Here is a 19,808-nt window from a genome sequence, read left to right as displayed (position 1 = left end):
CGGCCGCCGGTGGCCGTCACGGCGGGCTCCCGGCGGCGGGGCGAAGCGGGGAACGCGGCTGCCGTGGCGTTACGATCGGGCGACGCATGTCAAGCCCGCACGTTCCACGGCGAGAGACCCGAAGGGCCCAGATCCAGATGCCGGTCAAGGTCAGCGTCATCATTCCCGTGTACAACCCGGGGATCTACATCGAGGACTGCATCTCCTCGCTGCAGCGGCAGTCACTGCCCCCCGACGAGTACGAGGCGATCTTCGTCGATGACGGCTCGACCGACGGGACACCCGCCCGGCTCGACCGGCTCGCCGCCGAGGACCCCCGGATGCGGGTGATCCACCAGGAGAACTCCGGCTGGTCGGGCAAGCCCCGCAACGTGGGGATCGCCGCCGCGCGGGGCGAGTTCGTGATGTTCGTCGACAACGACGACTACCTCGGCGACGAGGCCCTGGAGCGGATGTACGCGTACGGCACGGCCCACGGCGCCGATGTCGTCGTGGGGAAGATGGCCGGCAAGAACCGCGGAGTGCCGGTGGAGTTGTTCCGCCGCAACCATCCGCGGGCGACGGTCGAGAACGCCCCGCTGATCGACAGCCTCACCCCGCACAAGATGTTCCGCCGGGAGTTCCTCGACCGTATCGGGCTGCGCTTCCCTGAGGGGCGGCGGCGCCTGGAGGACCACGTCTTCGTCACCGAGGCGTACCTGCGCGCGGACAACGTGTCCGTGCTCAGCGACTACGTCTGCTACTACCACATCAGACGCGACGACGCCTCCAACGCCGGCTTCCAGCGCTTCGACCCCGTGGGGTACTTCGGCAACCTGCGGGAGGCGCTCGACGTCGTCGAGCGGTACACCGAGCCGGGCCCGGTGCGGGACCGGCTGTTCCGCCGCTGGCTGCGGGTGGAGATGGTGGAGCGGCTGCGGGCGCGGCGGTTGCTGGGCCTGCCGGACGACTACCGCAGGGAGCTGTTCGCGGAGATCCACAAGGTCGTCGTCGAGCGGTTCGGCCCCGGGGTCTCCGCCGGGCTGCAGCCGACTCAGCAGGTCGTCGCCGCGCTGACCGAGGCCGACCGGTACGACGACGTGGTGGACTTCGCCGCGTGGGAGGCCGGTGTCGCGCCGACGGCGACGCCCACGGGCGTGGAGTGGCACGGCGGCTCGCTGCGTATCGGTTTCACCGCCGAGTACACCTCCGCCCGCGAGCCGATGACCTTCCCCGCGGACGCCGCCCACACCCCGCTGGCCGACACCCCGAAGAACGTGGAGGAGGCGGTGGCGTGGGTCGGCGCCCAGACCGCGGCCCGGTTCGGACAGGCCACCGCGGACCTGCTGCTGCGTGAACGGTCCAGCTCCGCCCAGTACTTCCAGCCGGTGGAGTTCACCCGGGAGACGGTCCCCGTCGACGGCGGTGAGCGGGTGCGGCTGGTGCTGCGGGCGACCGCCACCGTCGATCCCGCCGAGCTGCCGGGAGACGGGGTCTGGGACGCGGTCGTACGGGTCAAGCTCGGCGGCTGGACCAAGGAGTGCCGGCTCGGCCCCGCCCCGCGCGCCACCCGTCCCGAGCCGTACGCGGGTGTGACCGGCCGTCGCGCGGTCCTGCCGTACTGGACCGAGCCGCACGGCAATCTCTCGCTGGACACGGGCGTCAAGGGCAGGCGGCTCGGTCTGGGCGGTGTGCGGCGGCCGGACGTCACCGTCTCCGGGACCCGGCTGCGCGCCCGGGTCCCGCTGCACGCGGCCGGGGATGCCCGGGTGGGGCTCAGGTTCACCGCTTCCGGCAGGACGCTGCACGCGTCCGGCACGCTCACCGGCGAGGTGGACGGGCCGGGCTCCCTGCTGGAGGCCGCGTTTCCCGCCCGGCTCCCCCGGGGGGTCTGGCGGGTCGCCCTGAGCCCGGACCCCGACGCCGCGCGGCCCGCCTGGAGCGGGCTGCCGTTCGCGATCCGCTCCGCCGGCGGCAGCACGCGGGTGGTGGCCGTCCCGCGTCCCGGCACCGTACGGAAACTGGTGCGTGCCGCGCGGCGGGCGCTCGGCGCGGCCCGTGCGAGGGTGTCTCCCCTGATCCGCGGGAAGCGGTGACCGCGGGCCGGCCGCCCGGTGTCCCGCCGGGGGCGTGCTCCGCGGGTCGCACATGACCCGCGGGCACCGGCCCGGTGCCGTCCCCGGAGGGCCGGCGGGGCCGGGGCGGAGCCCTTCGGCCCGGTGCCCTCGTACGGGAGCCGCCGCGCCCGCCGCGAAGGGCCGCGCGGCGGGGGTTCAGCGGCTGACGCCGACCTGTTCCAGGGCGCGGCGCAGGGGCTCCCAGCCCACGCGCCGCGGCAGGCCGCGGTTGCGGGCCTGGGCGAGGGCGCGCCAGAACCCGGCCTGCAGCAGCGCCTCCGGGGGCACCGCCCCGGCCCGCTCCAGGATCGCCTCGGGCACCTTCTGCGGGTCGGGCACCTTGTACTCGGCCATGATCTCGTCGTACTTGTCGTGCAGCACCGTGTTGTCGGGGTCGGCGCCGAAGACCACGAGCTGGCCGGTGGGCTGGGTGTCGACCAGGACGGTCACCAGGTCGGGGCGGTAGCGCGCCAGCACCTCGGTGATCTTGTAGACGTCGCCGGTCCAGGCGTTGGTGTGCCGGTCGCGGGCGGCCTCGTCCACGCTGCGCGGCAGCATGTCGTCGAGGACGATCACGCTGGCCCAGTCGGAGTGCTTCTCGACGTTCATGAGGTCGCGCAGGGCGTACTCGAACAGGTGCATGCCGTCGATGAACGACAGGTCGAGCGTGGTGCGGCGCCAGTAGCCGAACGGGCTGCGGCCCCGGCGCAGATTGCGCAGCGGGTGCCGGCCTCCCTTGAGGTGGGCCAGCGGGTTGTCGCGGGCGAAGAAGTCGTCGCTGGTGGCCTTCACCAGGTGGACGTCGCACTTCAGCTCCGAGACCACCTTGAAGGCGGGGTCGACCGCGATGCTGGGGACGCGTGACAGGCGCAGGCTGCGGCCGTCGTTGACGCCGATCTCCAGGTAGTTGCGGTTGGCGCTGACCTTGTGCAGTTCCCGAAGGAACTCATGGCGTTTCACGAAGGGGACTCTCCTTGCGGATGCGGGGCAGTGCTTCGTGCAGGGCCGCGCCGGTCGCGCGGCGCGGGCAGGCCGATGTCCTGCCCGCGGTCGTGCGCGAGGGCGCGGTACCGGGGGGCGCGGAGGGCCGGTGGTGGGTCGTACCCGCTCCGGGGCGGGTCGCACCAGGTGGTCCCGCCGGCGCCGGTGGCGACGGTGGGGCGGCGGCTTCTTCCGGACCGGTCATCGTTCGCACGAAGTTAGCGCCGTGGACCCCGTGGAGCCAAACGGTACGCGCGGTCGTGCCCGCGCCGGGCGGTTCCTCCCGTACGGCCCGCGCGCGGCGGCCGCGGGCGGTGCGGCGGTCGGTGGCCGGGAGGCTCATGAATGGATCTGCACCTTGCTGTGGTCGCCGAGGACGAGCCGGTGGGCGCTGGGCACGCTGGGCGCGGGCGTCACCTCGACGTGCCGGCCGATCAGCGAGGCCTCGATGCGGCCGACGCCGTCGATCGAGGAGTCCCGCAGCACGATGGAGAACTCCAGCTCGCTGTCGGTGATCCGGCAGTTCTCCGCGACGGAGGTGAAGGGACCGACGTAGGAGTCGCTGACGACCGTGCCGGCGCCGATGACGGCGGGGCCGACGATACGTGAGTTGACGATCCGCGCGTTCTCCTCGACGACCACCCGGCCGATGGTCTCCGACCGGTCGTCGACCTGGCCGTCGATGCGGCGTTCGACGCCCTCGAGGACGGAGCGGTTGACCTCCAGCATGTCGACGACGTCGCCGGTGTCCTTCCAGTAGCCCTCGATGACGGTGCAGCGCGCGTCGGCGCGGGAGTCGATCAGGTGCTGGAGGGCGTGGGTGATCTCGAGTTCGCCGCGCCAGGAGGGCTCGACGGCGCGCACCGCCTCGTGGACGGCGGGCGTGAACAGGTAGACACCGACGAGGGCGAGGTCGCTCTTGGGGTGTTCCGGTTTCTCCTCCAGGCCGATCACCCGGCCGGACGGGTCGAGTTCGGCCACTCCGAAGGAACGGGGGTCGGCGACGCGGGTCAGCAGGATCCGCGCGTCGGGCCGGTCGCGGCGGAACTCCTCGACGAGGCCGGTGATGCCGCCGACGATGAAGTTGTCGCCGAGGTACATCACGAAGTCGTCGTCGCCGAGCCAGTCGCGGGCGATCAGTACGGCGTGGGCCAGTCCCAGGGGCTGTTCCTGGGGGATGTAGGTCACCCGCAGACCGAACTTCGATCCGTCGCCGACGGCGTCCTCGATCTCCGCGGCCGTGTCGCCCACGATCATCCCGACCTCGGTGATGCCCGCTTCCGCCAGGGACTCCAACCCGTAGAAGAGCACGGGCTTGTTGGCCACGGGCACCAACTGTTTGGCCGAGGTGTGGGTGATCGGCCTCAGTCGGGTTCCGGCACCGCCGGACAGCACGAGAGCCTTCATCCGACTCACCATAGCCGTGTTCCGGCGGAGGGGACATCGCTCGCCTCACCCGTGCGTCACGGAATCCCGCGAGACGGCCGGCGAGCCGCCCGGACGCGGGCGGGCCCTCACCCCCACGGCGTTTCCCCCGCACTCGTGTTCGGGGTGGTGGAGGGGGTACCGCGGTCCACGGCGGGGCCGGTCGGTGGTCCCCGAGGCCACGGCTCGTCAACTTCCTCCTGTCCGCTGCACTTCGGCTCCCCGGTGCCGCGCCGGGCGAACACCCGCCCGGCATACGGGCTCCGCCTCTTCCTCGACACCCCGGCGCGGACGGGGAGTCACCGTCCGGACCGGGGTCCTCGTCAGGTGTTGGGCCGGGCCGCGCTGATGTCGCCGAGGGCGGACTCCGGGTCGCGCTCCATCGCGGTGTCGCCCAGCGAGACGACCCCGACGGGCCGCCCGTCCTCGACGACCGGGACGCGGCGCACGGCGTGTTCGCGCATCAGCCGCACCGCGTGGTCCAGGTCGTCGTCCGGTGCCACGGTCACCAGGTCGTCGCTGCACGCGCCGGCCACGGTGGTGTCCTCGGGATCGCCGCCCCGGGAGACCGACCGCACCACCAGGTCGCGGTCGGTGACCAGTCCGCGCAGCCGGTCTCCGTCGGTCACCAGGACGGACCCGAGGTCGCGGTCGCGCATGATGCGGGCGACCTCCGCGACGGAGGTCTGCGGACCGACGGTCACCGGCGCGCCGGTCATGATGTCGCGCACGTGCTGTGCCATGACGTGTCCTCTCTCCTTCTCTTCCGGTGGTGCCCCGGGTACCCGGTGGAGCGGTGCGGTCACCGGGCGCGGGCGTTCCCGGCCGGCGGACCCGGCGGCCGTCAGGGCCGCAGCACGAACTCCGCCCACACCTGCTTGCCCCCGCTGACCGGAAGGGTCCCCCAGGCGGCCGACACGGCCTCGACGAGGAGGATGCCCCGGCCTCCGGTGGCCTCCCAGCTGATGCTGGTGGGCTTCACGGGGGTACGGGGCGAGACGTCGGCGACCGCGAGGCGCAGCCGGTCGTTGACCAGGGAGATGTCGAGACGGACCGGCCCTTCGGTGTGCACCAGGGCGTTGGTGACCAGTTCGGAGACGACGAGCAGGGCGCCGTCGAAGTCCGCGGTCACCCCCCAGGAGCGCAGGGTGCGCCGGGTGAAGCGGCGGGCGTGCCCGACCGCCTGGGGCACCCGCCACACCGTCCAGCTCTCCCGCAGCGGGCGGGAGGCCATGCCGTCGTAGCGCAGCAGCAGCAGGGCGACGTCGTCGCTGCGCGGGGCCTTGCCGAGCAGGGCGTCCGCGACGGGCCCGAGGTGGGCGGGGTCGGCGGCGGACAGCTGCCGGGCGAAGCCGTTCATGCCCTCGTCGATGTCGGACTCGGGGGACTCGACCAGGCCGTCCGTGGTGAGCGCGACCATCGTGCCGGGCTGCAGCCGGAGCGGGCTCATGGGGAAGTCGCTCTGCCGCACCACACCGAGCGGCGGGCCGCCCTCGGCCTCCGCGATCTCGGTGCGGCCGTCCGGGTGGCGCAGCACCGGCGGCAGATGTCCGGCGCGGACGCACCAGGCGGAGCCCTCCTCCATGTCGACGTCGACGTAGCAGCAGGTGGCGAAGAGGTCGGTCTCCATGTCCATGAGGAGCCGGTTGGCGTGGGAGACCACCACGTCCGGGGGGTGTCCCTCGACGGCGTAGGCGCGCAGCGCGGTGCGCATCTGGCCCATGAGGGTGGCGGCGCCGGCACTGTGGCCCTGGACGTCGCCGATGACGAGGGCGACGTGGTTGTCCGGCAGCGGGATCACGTCGTACCAGTCGCCGCCGAGCCCCAGGCCGGCGGTGCTGGGCAGATAGCGGGCGACGGCGACCGCGCCGGGCAGCCGGGGCAGGCGGCGCGGCAGCAGTTGGCGCTGGAGCATGCCGACCAGTTCGTGCTCGGCGTCGAAGGCGCGGGCCCGTGTCAGGGCCTGTCCGGCGAGGCCGGCGGCGGCGGTGAGGAGGGCGCGTTCGTCGGGGCCGAAGTCGTGCGGGGTGTCCCAGCCGATCAGACAGGCACCGGCCATGCGGTTCCCGGCCGGCAGCGGCAGCACGGCGAGTCCGCCGGGGCCGACCTCGGCGAGGGCGCTCTCCAGCGGGGACCCGGCCGGCCAGATCCCGGCGCGGCCCTCACGCAGGGCGGCGGCGAGGGTGGGCATGGTGCGCACCGGCGCGTCGGGCCACTCGGTGCGCCACTCCGTGCGCCACAGCTCCGGCCAGGCCTCCGGTTCGGGCGGGTCGAGGACGGTGACGACGAGCCGTTCGTTCTCCAGCTCGGCGAGCGCGATCCGGTCGGCCCGCAGCGGCCGGCGCAGCGCGGCGACCACGGCCCTGCCGACGTCGCGGACGGTGACCGCGGTGGCGAGCGCGGCGGCGAGGCGCTGGACGCGGGCCACGTCCGTGACGTCGGAGCGCAGCGTGGAGGCGTCGGCGACGGAGCCCACCAGCCGGGCGGGGCGCCCCTCGCCACCGGGCACCAGCCGGCCGCGCAGCCGCAGCCACCTGGGCGGGCCGGCGGGCTGGAGCACCCGGAACTCCAGTTCGCGGTCGCCGATCGTCATGTGGTCGGCCTCAACGACCGACATCAGCGACGGCAGGTCCTCCGGCACCGTCAGGGCCAGCAGGGTCTCGACCCGTCCGTCGAAGTCGTCCGGGTCGAGGCCGAACAGCTCCAGGATGTCCTCGCCGACCCGGACCCGCCCGGTGTCCACGGCGAGGCTGAAGCCGCCGGGCCGCAGGTCGGCGCCCTCGGCGGTGGCGGCCGGCGCGGGGAGGGCGAGGGCGTCGGCGACGAGGCCGAGACAGAAGCGGTCGTCGGCGTCGAAGCCGCCGGCGCGCTCGCCGACCGCGAGCAGGCAGCCGCCGCGGTCGCCGCGCAGGGGCAGCGCCGCCAGGAAGAAGTCGTGGCTGGGCACGCGCCGTGACTGCGCCTGCGCGGCGAGGTCGTCCGGGCCCAGCCACACCGGCCGCCCGCGGTGGGCCTCGGCCACCGGCGCGCGCCCGGCGACGGGGTAGCTGTCCCGTACCCCGCACAGGGTGCGCGGCACCCCGACGGACTCCGCCAGGTACAGCAGTTCCCCGTCCGCGTCGGCCGTGTACACGGCGGCGAACGCGGCACCGGCGAAGACGAGGGCCTGCTCCAGGATCCTGCGCACCCGTTCGGGTGACTCGGGGTCGTCCGCGATCGCCGTCAGGGCACCTTCGGCACGCAGCGTTCTCGTGCTGCGTCCCGCAGCGCCCTCACCGACCACACTGGCCATTACAGCGCTTGTGGGACACCCGCGCAGCCCCTGTGCGCGTTCGGCGGCTCCGGGGTGCGCGGGGCGCGGAGGCCCCCCGGACAGCCCTGCGGGCCCGGGGGCGGGGTGTACGGAGGGCGCGTCACCGGGCGGGGCGCGCGGTCCCCCGGGCGCTCGTCGTGCGCGACGGCCCGGCAGGGGGGAGATTGGGTCCCGGGGCCGGTGGCGCGGCCGTGCGAGGAGGTGGTCGGCGTGTCCGAGGGGCAGTCGTCCGCGCGGACACCGGAGGGTGGGCGGGCGCCGGTCGGCCGTCCGCTGCTGTCGCTGACACTGACCTCGATGATGGACGAGGTGCACGCCCACTCCGGGGCCGTGTACCTGCTCTCGCCGGACCAGCCGGTGCTGGAGATGGCGGTGATGGCGGGGCTGCCCCGCGCCTTCGCGGCCCCGTGGGAGCGGGTGGGGCTGAGCGCGCCGATCCCGGTCTCCGACGCGGTGCGCGAACGACGGCTGGTGTGGGTGGGCGACGAGGGGGAGATGGCCCGCCGCTACCCCCGGATCGCCATGGTGCTGCCGTACCCCTTCTCGCTGGCCGCGCTGCCGGTGTCGACCGCGGCCAAGGCGTACGGCGCGGTCTTCGTGACCTGGCCCGCCACGCATCCGCAGGAACTGTCCGACCGGGAGCGCGATCATCTGACCGCCGCCTGCGACCGGCTCGCGGTGCGGCTGGAACGGGCCGCCGAGCAGAGCCTGCCGCCGGCGGCGGAGCCCGATCTGCTGGCGGCGCCGCTGGTGGACGGCATGGCCGGCACGCTCGGCACGGCGGAGGCGGCACGGATGGTGTCCCGGCTGCCGTACGGCCTGTGCTCGCTCGATCCGCACGGGCGGGTCGGCTTCGCCAACGCCGCCGCCGAGGAGCTGCTGGGGGTTCCGGCGGACCGGCTGCTCGGGGCCCGGATGTGGGCGTCGGTGCCGTGGCTGAACGACCCCGTGTACGAGGAACGGTACCGGGCGGCGCTGTTCAGCCAGCAGGTCACCTCGTTCGTCGCGCTGCGCCCTCCGGACGAGTGGCTGTCGTTCCGGCTGTATCCGAGCACCACCGGGCTCAGCGTGCGGATCAGCCGGGCGCGGGCGGTGGCGGAGACGAACCGTGCGGCGCCGTGGTCCGGACAGGCGCAGCCGCGGCTGGTCACCATCACCCAGGTGCTGAGCCTGGCGGGTGCGCTGACCGAGACGGTCGGGGTGGAGGACGTGGTGCGGCTGGTGGCGACCGAGGTCGTCCCGGCGGTGGGCGGCCAGGGGCTGGTGATCCTCGGGTCCCGGGCGGGCCGGCTGCGCGTGCTGGGGCACCGGGGGTACGCGGACGCGCGGTTCGTGGAGCGGTTCGACGGGGTGCCGCTGTCGGAGCCGATTCCCGGCACTCAGGTGCTGCGCTCCGGGGTGCCCGCCTTCTTCGAGAACCGGAAGGAGCTCGAGCACCTGTATCCGGCGCTGCTGGTGGACCCGTCGGAGTTCGCGGCGTTCGCGTTCCTGCCGCTGATCGCCTCGGGGCGGCCGGTGGGGACGTGTGTGTTGTCGTACGCGGCGCCGCACCACTTCACGACGGAGGAGCGGGCGGTGCTGACCAACCTGGCGGGCCTGATCGCCCAGGCGCTGGAGCGGGCCCTGCTCTACGACGCCAAGCACCGGCTCGCGCACGGGCTGCAGGAGGCGCTGCTGCCGCACACGCTGCCGTCGCTGGCGGGGTTCGAGGCGGCGGCCCGCTACCTGCCGGCCACTCAGGGGATGGAGATCGGGGGCGACTTCTACGACCTGGTGCCGGCGCAGGGGATGACGGCGGCGGTGATCGGGGACGTGCAGGGGCACAACGTGGCGGCGGCCGGGCTGATGGGGCAGGTCCGTACCGCGGTGCGCGCGTACACGGCCGTCGGGCAGGCGCCCGAGGAGGTCATGCGCAGCACCAACCGGCTGCTGCTGGACCTGGGGGCCGACCTGTTCGCCAGCTGTCTGTACCTGCGGCTCGACCCCGCGCGCGGGCGGGCCGTGATGTCCCGCGCGGGTCACCCGCCGCCGCTGCTGCGCAGGCCGGACGGGCGGGTGCGGGTGCTGGACCTGGCCGGGGGCCCGCTGCTGGGCATCGACGGCTCGGCGGCGTACCCGGCGACCGAGGTCGCCCTCTCCCCCGGTTCCCTGCTCGTCCTCTACACCGACGGCCTGGTGGAATCCCCCGGCACCGACTTCGAGGACGCCGTCGCCGACCTGTGCCGCCGCCTCACCGACCTCGGTGACCTGCCCCTGGACGGTCTCGCCGACGCCCTGGTCCAGCACGGCACGGACGCGGAGGACCGGCTGGACGACATCGCCCTGCTCCTCCTGCGGGCCCTACCGGACGGCTGACCCGGCCCACCTGGCACGACGACCGGGAACACACCCCCGGCGAACCACTGAAGACCCGCACCCCGCCCTGACCACTTCAGGAACGCGAAGCTGTACCACTGCGCGGCTCCGCCGCGTGGCCTCGAAGGGGGCTGACGGACAGGGGCGCGGGACCGTGCCACTGCGCGGCTCGCCGCGTGAACGCAAAGGGGCCTGACGGACAGGGGCGCGGGGCCCTGTCGCTGTGCGGCTCCGCCGCGTGGCCGCGAAGGAGGTCTGACGGAAAGGGGCGCGGGGCCGTGCCACTGTGCGGCTCCGCCGCGTGGGCGCAAAGGGGGTCTGGGGGCGGAGCCCCCAGGGCCGGGACGGGAAGGGGCGGCGGGGGCGAAAAAGGGCTCGGGAACCCAGGACGACACAGGCTGCGGAACCGCGGAGGAGGGACGCCCCGACGGCGTGCGGCCCACCCTGTGGGGGGCGGGCCGCACGCCGTCGGGAGCGAGGGCGCGTCAGTGGGTTCCGGTCAGGCCGGAGCCCTCCTGGGCACCCCACTCCGCGGTGTCACCGGCGCCCTCGCCGGCCTCCTCACCGCCCGTCTCCTCGCCGGCGGCGCCCTCCGCGCCCTCCGCACCCGCGTCACCAAGAGTCGCGCCGACCGCCGCCAGGGCCGTGGTGACCGGCTGGAAGAACGTCTCGCCGCCCGAGGCGCAGTCGCCGCTGCCCCCCGAGGTCAGGCCGACGGCGAGGCCGTCCCGGGTGAACATCGAGCCGCCGCTGTCGCCGGGCTCGGCGCAGACGTTCGTCTGGATGAGGCCGGTGACCGTGCCCTCCGGATAGTTCACGGTGGCGTTCAGGCCCAGCACCTGGCCGTCGGCGAGCCCGGTGGTGCTTCCCATCCGGAACACCTCCTGGCCGACGGTGGCCTCCGCGGCCCCGGATATGGGGAGGGTCTGGTCACCGAGGTTCACCTCGCTCGGCGCGACGGTCGCGGGATCGTCGTACCGGACGAGCGCGAAGTCGCCCTCGCCGGGGAAGACCGCCTGGTCGACCGTGGCGATCGGCTGCCCGCCCTGCGCGTCGGACCACTGCTCGGCCGCGACACCGCAGTGACCGGCCGTCAGGAACGCCGGGGCGCCGTCGCCAGCGGTGACGTTGAAGCCGAGCGAGCAGCGCGCCCCGCCCGAGAAGATGGCGTCGCCGCCGGAGGCGAAGGTCCTGAACGTGCCCGCGGACTTCTTGATGGTCGCCATGCCGGAGCCGAGGCTCTCGACGGTGGACTCCAGCCTGTTCCACTTGTCACCGGTCACCGTGCTGTCCGCGGTGACGAGGAGCTTGTTGGTGCGCGGGTCCACGGCCCAGGAGGTGCCCGGGATGGTCGCCTCCGACTTCAGCGTCCGCGCCCCGGCCTCCAGCTCGGTCATGCTGTTGTCGACCTCGCGGACGGCCGCGCCCGCCTTCTTCGCCTGCACGATCACATTGTTGTCGTCGCCCGGTACGACGTTGACGACGAGCTGCTTGTCGTCAACGTCGTAGTAGGAGCCGGCGAACGCGTCGCCGAGGAGCCCGGCGAGCCGCGAGGCGAGGTCCGAGGCGTCGCCCGCCTTCAGGGTCTTCGGCGCCGCCGCGGCGCCGTCCGACGCGCCGTCCTGGGACGCGTTCGCGTTCGGGAGCAGGATCGCGGCGGCGCCGAGCGCCACCACACCGCCCACCGCCATCGCGGCCTTGCGCTTCGGAATCCGCTTGTGACTCAAACTTCTCGACCTCCTGGGGGGACCGGAGTCGCGCCGGTGTTCGGCGACTGTGGGGCGCCCGGACGGCTGTTGGTACGCACGGGCAGCGAGGGGCGTTCAATCCCGTCCGATCGACCACGTGCGGTGATCGTTCGTGTGCGGTGGGTCGCGATCACGTAGCGGAATCTTGGCTTCAGCGAATCTGCACATCGAATGCCCAACCCGGTCACCGGAGCCGGGATTCGTCCACAGGCCGGCGGACCGGGCCACGCCTTTGGGACCGGTGTGTCGGATTCCGGCCACCAGGGCGCAAGTGGCCGGGACGCGTCGATGCGGTGGGGCATGTGAAGAAGTCGCCGCCGAGCCGTGCCCGCGTCTGCACGTCTGCACCCCTGCGGAGCACGAATTGCCTGGTGAGACGTTTGATTGATTGGAAGGCCGCGCCCGCCGCGTGCTTTGATCCATCGCACCGCAAGGCCGCTTCGGGCTCCCGGCGACGGGCGTCCGGCGCCCGCGGTCGCGGCCTTCATCCGCACCGGAGGGGGCCGCTCTCCCCCTTGTGACCTATCCATACGAAGGGACGTTCCATCATGAACTCCACCCCCCAGGTCGAGACCGCCGAGATCTCCGACGCCGACCTCGACAACGTCTCCGGCGGCCTGTCCGTGAACGCCGTGAACACCCTCACGGGCGCGGTGGACGGCATCGCCCCGGTCTCCGGCCTGGTCGACACGGTCGTCGGCACCGTCGAGGGTGTCACCGGCCTGAACACCGCCCCGGTCACGAACCTGGTCGCCGGTCTCTGATCGCGCCCTTGTGCCGCGAAGTCCCGAAGCCGCTCCCCGGCTCCGGGACTTCGCGGCGCGTCCACGCCCCCCGCGTCATGCCGCACAGCTCACACAGGTGAGGGAAGACCCGTGCAGTTCCGCCAACAGGCTCTCGCCAGGCTCCAGTCGCCGGAGGAGCTCGACCTCCCGGTGCGCTTCGCGCGGCCGCAGGGCTGGCTGGTGCTCTCCGTGACGGTGGTCGTGATGGCGGCCGCGTCGGTGTGGGCGGTGACCGGCTCGGTGTCCTCCACGGTCAGCGCGCCCGCCGTCCTCACGCACGGACAGGGCAGTTACGTCCTGCAGAGCCCCGTCGCCGGCCAGGTCACCGCCGTCCTCGCCGAGGAGGGCGAGCGGCTGCCCGCCGGCTCCCCCGTCCTGAAGGTCGGCACCGAGCAGGGCGACGAGGTCGTCCGCAGCCTCGACGCGGGCCGTGTCACCGCGCTCGCCGTCGGCACCGGGCAGATCATCTCCACCGGCGCGAACGTCGCCGCCGTGGAGAAGGTCGCCCGTGCGAAGGCCCCGCTGCGGGCGACGGTGTACGTCCCCGCCGAGAGCGCCGCCGGCATCCCCGCGCACGCCTCCGTGGACCTGACCGTGCAGTCGGTGCCGAGCCAGGAGTACGGCGTGCTGCGCGGCGAGGTGACGTCGGTGGGCCGCTCGGCGCAGTCCCCCCGGCAGATCGCCGCGTTCCTCGGGGACGCCCAGCTCGGCGAGCAGTTCACCGAGAAGGGCAGGCCGGTGGCGGTCACGGTCGAGCTGGAGAAGTCGTCCGGCACGAGGAGCGGTTACGCGTGGTCCTCCGCGGAGGGCCCGCCGTTCGAGCTGACCTCGATGACCCTGGCCACGGGTTCGATCCGGCTGGCCGACCGGCGCCCCGTCGACTGGCTGCTGCCGTGACCACCGCGCGGCAGACCCACGGCCGGCGCCGGGCCGCCCCGCCGAAGCGCGGTGTTCCCAAGGCCCGGGCGAAGACGGTCCGCACCCCCACCGTGCTCCAGATGGAGGCCGTGGAGTGCGGTGCCGCCTCGCTGGCGATGGTGCTCGGCCACTACGGCCGCCATGTCCCGCTGGAGGAGCTGCGCATCGCCTGCGGCGTCTCGCGGGACGGCTCGCGCGCCGGCAACCTGCTGAAGGCGGCCCGGAGTTACGGGCTGACCGCCAAGGGCATGCAGATGGACCTGGCCGCCCTCGCCGAGGTGACGGCGCCGGCCGTCCTGTTCTGGGAGTTCAACCACTACGTCGTCTACGACGGCATGGGCCGCCGCTTCGGCCGCCGCGGGGTCTACATCAACGACCCCGGCAAGGGACGGCGGTTCGTCCCGCTGGAGGAGTTCGACGGCAGCTTCACCGGTGTCGTGCTGGTGATGGAGCCCGGCGAGGACTTCACCCGGGGCGGGCGCAGGCCGGGCGTGCTCGGCGCGATGCCGGCCCGGCTGCGCGGCACGGCGGGCACCATGCCCGCGGTGGTGCTGTCGAGCCTGCTGCTGGTCGCGGTCGGCGCGGCGGTGCCGGGGCTCAGCCGTACCTTCATCGACGAGTTCCTGATCGGCGGCCGGACCTCGACGCTGGACGTGCTGTTCACGTCGATGGGCGCCTGCGTGCTGCTCACGCTGGTGCTGACCTGGCTGCAACAGGGCAACCTGCTGCGCGGCCGGCTGATCTCCTCCACCCTGTCCAGCGCCCGCTTCCTGCGCCATCTGCTGCGGCTGCCGGTGACGTTCTTCGCCCAGCGCAGCCCGGCCGACCTGGTGCAGCGGCTGCAGTCCAACGACGCGGTGGCCGAGACGCTGGCCCGCGACCTGTCGGCGGCGGGCGTGGACGCGGTGGTGGTCGTGCTGTACGCGGTGCTGCTGTACACGTACGACCCGCAGCTGACGTTCGTGGGCGTCGGGGTGGCGCTGCTGAACATCGTGGCGATGCGGATCGTGATCCGGCTGCGCGCGACCCGTACGGCGAAGCTGCGGGCGGACAGCGCGCGGCTGACCAACACGGCGTACACCGGTCTGCAGCTGATCGAGACGCTGAAGGCGACCGGCGGGGAGGACGGCTACTTCCGCAAGTGGGCCGGGCAGCACGCCACCACGCTGGAGGAGCAGCAGCGGCTCGGGGTGCCGAGCGCCTGGCTCGGTGTCGTCGCGCCGACGCTCGCCACGCTCAACAGCGCGCTGATCCTGTGGATCGGCGGCATGCGGGCGGTCGAGGGGCACGTCTCGGTCGGTCTGCTGGTCGCCTTCCAGGCGCTGGTCGCCCGTTTCACCGCCCCGCTGACCCGCCTCAACGGCGTCGCGGGCCGGATCCAGGACTTCGCCGCGGACGTGGCCCGGCTGAAGGACGTGGAGAACTTCCGGGCGGACCCGCTCTACGGCCGTCCCGGTGCCGGCGAGTCGACCCGCCGGCTGCACGGCCACGTCGAGCTGCAGAACCTCGCCTTCGGCTACAACCCGCTGGACAAGCCGCTGCTGACCGGCTTCGACCTGACCGTGGGGCCCGGACAGCAGGTGGCGCTGGTGGGCGGTTCCGGCAGCGGCAAGTCCACCGTGTCCCGGCTGATCTCGGGGCTGTACACGCCGTGGGAGGGCGTGATCCGGATCGACGGGCAGCGCATCGAGGACATCCCGCGCGGGGCGCTGGCCGCCTCCGTCTCCTTCGTCGACCAGGAGGTGTTCCTCTTCGAGGGCACCGTCCGCGACAACGTGGCGCTGTGGGACCCGTCGGTCCCGGACGAGGCGGTGGTGGAGGCGCTGAAGGACGCGGCGCTGTACGACGTGGTCCTGCGCCGGCCGGGCGGCATCCACAGCCCGGTCGAGCAGGACGGCCGCAACTTCTCCGGCGGTCAGCGCCAGCGCCTGGAGATCGCGCGGGCGCTGGCGCGCCGGCCCAGCATCCTGGTCCTCGACGAGGTGACCAGCGCGCTGGACGCGGAGACCGAGCTGGTGGTGATGGACAACCTGCGCCGGCGCGGCTGTGCCTGCGTGGTGATCGCGCACCGGCTGAGCACGGTCCGCGACAGCGACGAGATCGTCGTGCTGGACCACGGCACGGTCGTGGAGCGCGGACGGCACGAGGAACTGGTGGCGCGCGGCGGCGCGTACGCGGCACTGGTCAGGGAGCGTTGAGATGACGACCGTGCACGAGGGGCAGGGCGGCGACCTCGTCCTGGGCGCGCTCGGGTCGCTGGGCACGCCGGTCGACTGCTCCGGGTCCGGCCGGCTGGACCTGGAGGGGCCGCAGACGCTGTGGCTGATCGTGTCCGGTGCCGTGGACCTGTTCGCGGTGGACGCCGAGCGGCAGGGCCACTGGCACCATCTGGGCCGGCTGGAGGCGGGCTCGCTGGTGCTGGGCCCGGTGACCGGCCCGGCGCACACGCTGGTGGCGCGTCCGCTGCGGGACTGCGTGGTGCGCCGCATCGCCCTGCGCGAGCTGTACCAGCCGGCGAGCACCCAGACCTGGTCGTACGACGAGTACGGCAACCCGCAGTACGTGCCGCCGACGACGAGCCCCCTGGAGTACGCGCTGGCGCTCGGCGCGGGCCGCGGCCTGGCGGTGCTGTTCCAGGCTCCGATGGCCACCGAGCGGGCCGGCGCGCCCGGCGACGACGACGTGTTCTGGATGCAGGTCCCGCCGGGCAGTGTGCAGTACGGCTCGCTGTACGGGGCCGAGGCGGCGGCCGATCTGCTGATGGATCCGGCGCTGTGGCAGAGCATGGTCGACCAGCAGTACCGGCTGATGACCGCGCTGGACCGGTGGATCGAGCAGCTGGAGCAGACGCACGAGACGCGGACCGCCGAGGGCATCGCGGCCGGTGAGGCGGTCCGTGCCCGGGCCGACCGGACGCTGCTCGCCGCGATCGGCAAGCGGTCGGGACAGCGCACGACGGCGGCCGACGCGGACGCCACGTACGCGGCCTGCGAGCTGGTGGCCCGGGCGGCCGGGATCACGCTCGCCGCGCCCGCGCGGTCCGCCGTCGGCGGGGACCGGCTCGATCCGGTCGAGCGGATCGCCCTGGCCTCCCGGGTGCGGACCCGTGTCGTACGGCTGGACGGCCGCTGGTGGCGGGACGACGTGGGGCCGCTGGTGGGTCACCGGGCCCTGTCGGGGGCGCCCGTGGCGCTGCTGTGGCGGCGCGGCGGCTATGTGGCGGTGCATCCCGCGACCGGCCGGGAGACCCCGGTCGAGAAGGCGAACGCCGAGGAGTTCGAGCCCCGCGCGGTGATGTTCTACCGTCCGCTGCCCGAGCGGCGGCTGAGCCCGCTGCGGCTGCTGCGGTTCTGCATGAGGGGTACGCGGGGTGATCTGACGCGTCTGGTGCTGAGCGGTCTGGTGACGGTGGCGATCGGGGCCCTGGTGCCGCTGGCGACCGGCAAGGTGCTCGGCGAGTTCGTGCCGGAGGCGCGGACCGGGCTGATCGTGCAGGTGTGTCTCGCGGTGATCCTGAGCAGTGTGGTGGCCGCCGCGTTCATGCTGCTGCAGAACCTCACCCTGCTGCGGCTCGAGGGCCGGGTGGAGGCGACCCTCCAGCCGGCCGTGTGGGACAGGCTGCTGCGGCTGCCGACCACGTTCTTCACCGAGCGTTCGACGGGTGAGCTGGCGAGCGCCGCCATGGGCGTCAGCGCGATCCGCCGCACGCTGGCCGGGGTCGGTCCGACGGTGGCCCAGTCGGTCACCGTGGGAGCGATGAACCTGGGGATCCTGCTCTGGTTCAGCGTGCCGATGGCGCTGGCCGCGCTCGGGATGCTGGTCGTCGTCGCGGGGGTGTTCCTGGGGCTCGGGCTGTGGCAGGTGCGCTGGCAGCGGCGGCTGGTGGTGCTCACCAACAAGCTGAACAACCAGGCCTTCCAGACCTTGCGGGGTCTGCCGAAGCTGCGGGTGGCGGCGGCGGAGAACTACGCGTACGCCGCCTGGGCGTCCCAGTTCGCCCGCAGCCGCGAGCTCCAGCAGAAGGCCGGCCGGATCAAGAACCTGACGGCGGTGCTGGGCGCGGTCTACCTGCCGCTGGTCACCCTGGCGATGTTCATGCTGCTGGCCGGTCCGGCGCGCGGATCGATGACGGCAGCGGAGTTCCTCACCTTCAACACGTCGGTGACGATGGTGCTGACCTCGGTCACCCAGCTGACCGGCGCGTTCGTCTCGGCGGTCGCCGCGCTGCCGCTGTTCGAGCAGATCAGGCCGGTGCTGGACGCCATGCCCGAGGTGCGCGCGGCGAGCACCCGGCCGGGCCCGCTGTCGGGTGCGGTCGAGGCGCGGCGGCTGTCCTTCCGCTACTCCGACGACGGTCCGCTGGTCCTGGACGACGTGTCCTTCGAGGCGCGGCCGGGCGAGTTCGTGGCGGTGGTCGGCCCGAGCGGCTGCGGCAAGTCCACGCTGCTGCGGCTGCTGATCGGCTTCGACCGGCCGGTGTCCGGCAGTGTGCTGTACGACGGTCAGGACCTGGCGGCGCTCGACCGGTCGGCGGTGCGCCGGCAGTGCGGTGTGGTGCTCCAGCACGCGCAGCCGTTCACCGGGTCCGTCCTGGACGTCATCTGCGGGAGCGAGCCGTACACGCCCGAGGAGGCGATGGCGGCGGCGGAGATGGCGGGGCTGGCCGAGGACATCAGGCGGATGCCGATGGGACTGCACACCCTCGTGTCGGGCGGCGGCACGATCTCCGGCGGCCAGCGGCAGCGGCTGATGATCGCCCAGGCGCTGATCCGCAGGCCGCGGATCCTCTTCTTCGACGAGGCGACCAGCGCCCTGGACAACGAGACGCAGCGCACGGTCATCGAGAGCACCAAGGCCCTGGAGGCGACCCGGATCGTCATCGCGCACCGGCTGTCGACGGTCCTCGACGCGGACCGGGTGGTGGTGATGGAGGGCGGCAAGGTGGTCCAGCAGGGTCCGCCCGCCGAGTTGCTCGCCGACACCGGCGGGCGGCTGCACGAACTGGTGCGGCGGCAGATGGCGTGAGGCGTCGGGCGGTGATCACCCGCATGTCAACGATCGGTAACCCTACGGTCACGCCTGGGACGTGTCTTCGCCATATGCGGGGCCCGTCCGTTGCTCCGCGCGGTAAGTGGGTACCCACGGGCCATGCGGACCAGCGTGATGGATGTGGGATCGAAGACCGTCAGACTCGTCGTGGCGGACACGGCGGGTGGTGCGCCGCTGCCGGTGCACACGGCGAAGTGGCCGCTCAGGCTGTCCGAGCAGGTCACGCCCGGGGAGCCGGTGCCGGAGCAGGCGGTGGAGCGCCTGGTGGACGCCGTCGCCGCGGCGAACAGGACCGCCGCGCGGTGGGGCGCGTCGGGTCCCCTGGCGTTCGCGACCGCCGTGGTGCGCGGCGCCCCGAACCGGTGGGAGGTGCTGAGCACGGTCCGGGCCCGCACCGGCGTCGACCTGTGCACGCTGCCCGGTGAGGTGGAGGCCGAGCTCACGTTCCTCGGGGCCCGGCGCTGGATGGGTTGGCGCTGCGGGCCGCTGGCGCTGCTGGACATCGGCGGGGGGTCGCTGGAGGTCGCCTTCGGGCGCGGCCGGCTGCCCGACTTCGTCGCCTCGCTGCCGCTGGGAGCGGGCCGGCTCACCCACGAGTACTTCGCGGACGCGGACCCGCCCTCCCCGGAGCAGGTGCGGGCGCTGCGCCGTCGGGTGCGCCACCAACTGCGGGACGTGGCGGCCCGGATCCGCTGGGAGGGACCCCGTACGGCGGTGGCCACCTCCCGCACCTTCCAGCAGCTGGGGCGGTTGTGCGGGGCCGCCCCCGGACGGCACGGTCCGTTCGTGGAACGGGAGTTGACCTGCGCCGACCTGCGGGGGGCGATCGACCGGCTGGCCGCCCTGCCCGCCGCCGAACGCGCCCGGCTGCCCGGGATCTCCGCCCCGCGCGCCGCGCAGAGCCTGGCGGGCGCGGTCGTGGGGCACACGGCGATGAAGCTGACCGGCCTGGGGACGGTGACGATCTGCCCCTGGGCGCTGCGCGAGGGGGTGCTGTTGCGCCACATCGAGGACGGTCCGTCCTGGTGGGCGGAGATCGTCCGCCTCAACGAGAAGGAGACGGCGGACGCCGGTCCCGTACCGCTGCGCGTCGCCACCGCACGCGGCTGACCCGGACGCACGACGAAAGGAGCGGGCC

12 protein-coding genes are annotated in these 19,808 nt (G+C 73.7%); 7 read left to right on the top strand and 5 right to left on the bottom strand.

What is annotated here, in order from left to right:
• Nucleotides 1–137: 137 nt before the first annotated feature.
• On the top strand, nt 138–2,075 hold the full coding sequence (locus tag ACH5AO_RS17750; RefSeq protein WP_398925563.1) for a glycosyltransferase family 2 protein: 1,938 nt from the start codon (nt 138–140) through the stop codon (nt 2,073–2,075).
• A gap of 177 nt (nt 2,076–2,252) precedes the next feature.
• Here ACH5AO_RS17750 and ACH5AO_RS17745 read toward each other — a convergent pair whose 3' ends face one another.
• The 4 genes from ACH5AO_RS17745 to ACH5AO_RS17730 all read right to left on the bottom strand — a co-directional run bounded on the left by ACH5AO_RS17745 (nt 2,253) and on the right by ACH5AO_RS17730 (nt 7,794).
• Entirely contained in the window at nt 2,253–3,056 is an 804-nt protein-coding gene (locus ACH5AO_RS17745; protein ID WP_398925561.1) for a class I SAM-dependent methyltransferase, read from the bottom strand.
• 360 nt (nt 3,057–3,416) lie between these two features.
• A complete protein-coding gene (locus ACH5AO_RS17740; protein WP_398925559.1) occupies nt 3,417–4,484 on the bottom strand; it encodes a glucose-1-phosphate thymidylyltransferase in 1,068 nt (355 codons plus the stop codon).
• Nucleotides 4,485–4,825: 341 nt separating this feature from the next.
• Nucleotides 4,826–5,245: a CBS domain-containing protein gene (locus tag ACH5AO_RS17735; protein ID WP_398925557.1), complete on the bottom strand. Its 420-nt coding sequence runs from the start codon at nt 5,243–5,245 to the stop codon at nt 4,826–4,828.
• Nucleotides 5,246–5,346: 101 nt separating this feature from the next.
• Nucleotides 5,347–7,794 (bottom strand): SpoIIE family protein phosphatase, encoded by a 2,448-nt coding sequence (locus ACH5AO_RS17730; protein WP_398925554.1) that lies wholly within the window; start codon nt 7,792–7,794, stop codon nt 5,347–5,349.
• A 231-nt stretch (nt 7,795–8,025) separates the two neighbouring features.
• Here ACH5AO_RS17730 and ACH5AO_RS17725 point away from each other — a divergent pair, with 231 nt between their 5' ends.
• Nucleotides 8,026–10,170, top strand: coding sequence for a SpoIIE family protein phosphatase (locus ACH5AO_RS17725; RefSeq protein WP_398925552.1), 2,145 nt, complete (start codon nt 8,026–8,028; stop codon nt 10,168–10,170).
• A gap of 485 nt (nt 10,171–10,655) precedes the next feature.
• Here the strand turns inward: ACH5AO_RS17725 and ACH5AO_RS17720 are convergent, their stop codons facing one another.
• Nucleotides 10,656–11,897 carry a S1 family peptidase gene (locus ACH5AO_RS17720; RefSeq protein ID WP_398925550.1) on the bottom strand — a complete coding sequence of 414 codons (1,242 nt, stop codon included), beginning with the start codon at nt 11,895–11,897 and terminating at the stop codon, nt 10,656–10,658.
• Nucleotides 11,898–12,466: 569 nt separating this feature from the next.
• Between ACH5AO_RS17720 and ACH5AO_RS17715 the strand changes: the two genes are divergently transcribed.
• The 5 genes from ACH5AO_RS17715 to ACH5AO_RS17695 all read left to right on the top strand — a co-directional run bounded on the left by ACH5AO_RS17715 (nt 12,467) and on the right by ACH5AO_RS17695 (nt 19,780).
• Nucleotides 12,467–12,682 carry a hypothetical protein gene (locus ACH5AO_RS17715; protein ID WP_030863769.1) on the top strand — a complete coding sequence of 72 codons (216 nt, stop codon included), beginning with the start codon at nt 12,467–12,469 and terminating at the stop codon, nt 12,680–12,682.
• Between the two features lie 111 nt (nt 12,683–12,793).
• Entirely contained in the window at nt 12,794–13,600 is an 807-nt protein-coding gene (locus ACH5AO_RS17710; protein ID WP_398925548.1) for an HlyD family efflux transporter periplasmic adaptor subunit, read from the top strand.
• Nucleotides 13,597–15,819, top strand: a complete 2,223-nt coding sequence (locus ACH5AO_RS17705; RefSeq protein ID WP_398925546.1) for an NHLP family bacteriocin export ABC transporter peptidase/permease/ATPase subunit — start codon at nt 13,597–13,599, stop codon at nt 15,817–15,819. Before ACH5AO_RS17710 ends, ACH5AO_RS17705 begins: the two co-directional genes overlap by 4 nt.
• 1 nt (nt 15,820) lies before the next feature.
• Nucleotides 15,821–18,646, top strand: coding sequence for an NHLP bacteriocin export ABC transporter permease/ATPase subunit (locus ACH5AO_RS17700; protein ID WP_398925544.1), 2,826 nt, complete (start codon nt 15,821–15,823; stop codon nt 18,644–18,646).
• A gap of 123 nt (nt 18,647–18,769) precedes the next feature.
• Nucleotides 18,770–19,780, top strand: coding sequence for a Ppx/GppA family phosphatase (locus ACH5AO_RS17695; protein WP_398925542.1), 1,011 nt, complete (start codon nt 18,770–18,772; stop codon nt 19,778–19,780).
• Nucleotides 19,781–19,808: the final 28 nt, after the last annotated feature.

It is taken from the genome of Streptomyces sp. NPDC018964, assembly GCF_044390325.1.
GTDB lineage: Bacteria > Actinomycetota > Actinomycetes > Streptomycetales > Streptomycetaceae > Streptomyces.
This window is presented reverse-complemented; position numbering and strand designations above follow the sequence as displayed.

Bases quoted from the DNA above. Each gene is read 5' to 3' on its own strand.
- ACH5AO_RS17700 (WP_398925544.1), top strand. From the start codon at position 15,821: ATGACGACCGTGCACGAGGGGCAGGGCGGCGACCTCGTCCTGGGCGCG.
- ACH5AO_RS17750 (WP_398925563.1), top strand. From the start codon at position 138: ATGCCGGTCAAGGTCAGCGTCATCATTCCCGTGTACAACCCGGGGATC.
- ACH5AO_RS17695 (WP_398925542.1), top strand. From the start codon at position 18,770: ATGCGGACCAGCGTGATGGATGTGGGATCGAAGACCGTCAGACTCGTC.
- ACH5AO_RS17735 (WP_398925557.1), bottom strand. From the start codon at position 5,245: ATGGCACAGCACGTGCGCGACATCATGACCGGCGCGCCGGTGACCGTC.
- ACH5AO_RS17740 (WP_398925559.1), bottom strand. From the start codon at position 4,484: ATGAAGGCTCTCGTGCTGTCCGGCGGTGCCGGAACCCGACTGAGGCCG.
- ACH5AO_RS17730 (WP_398925554.1), bottom strand. From the start codon at position 7,794: ATGGCCAGTGTGGTCGGTGAGGGCGCTGCGGGACGCAGCACGAGAACG.
- ACH5AO_RS17715 (WP_030863769.1), top strand. From the start codon at position 12,467: ATGAACTCCACCCCCCAGGTCGAGACCGCCGAGATCTCCGACGCCGAC.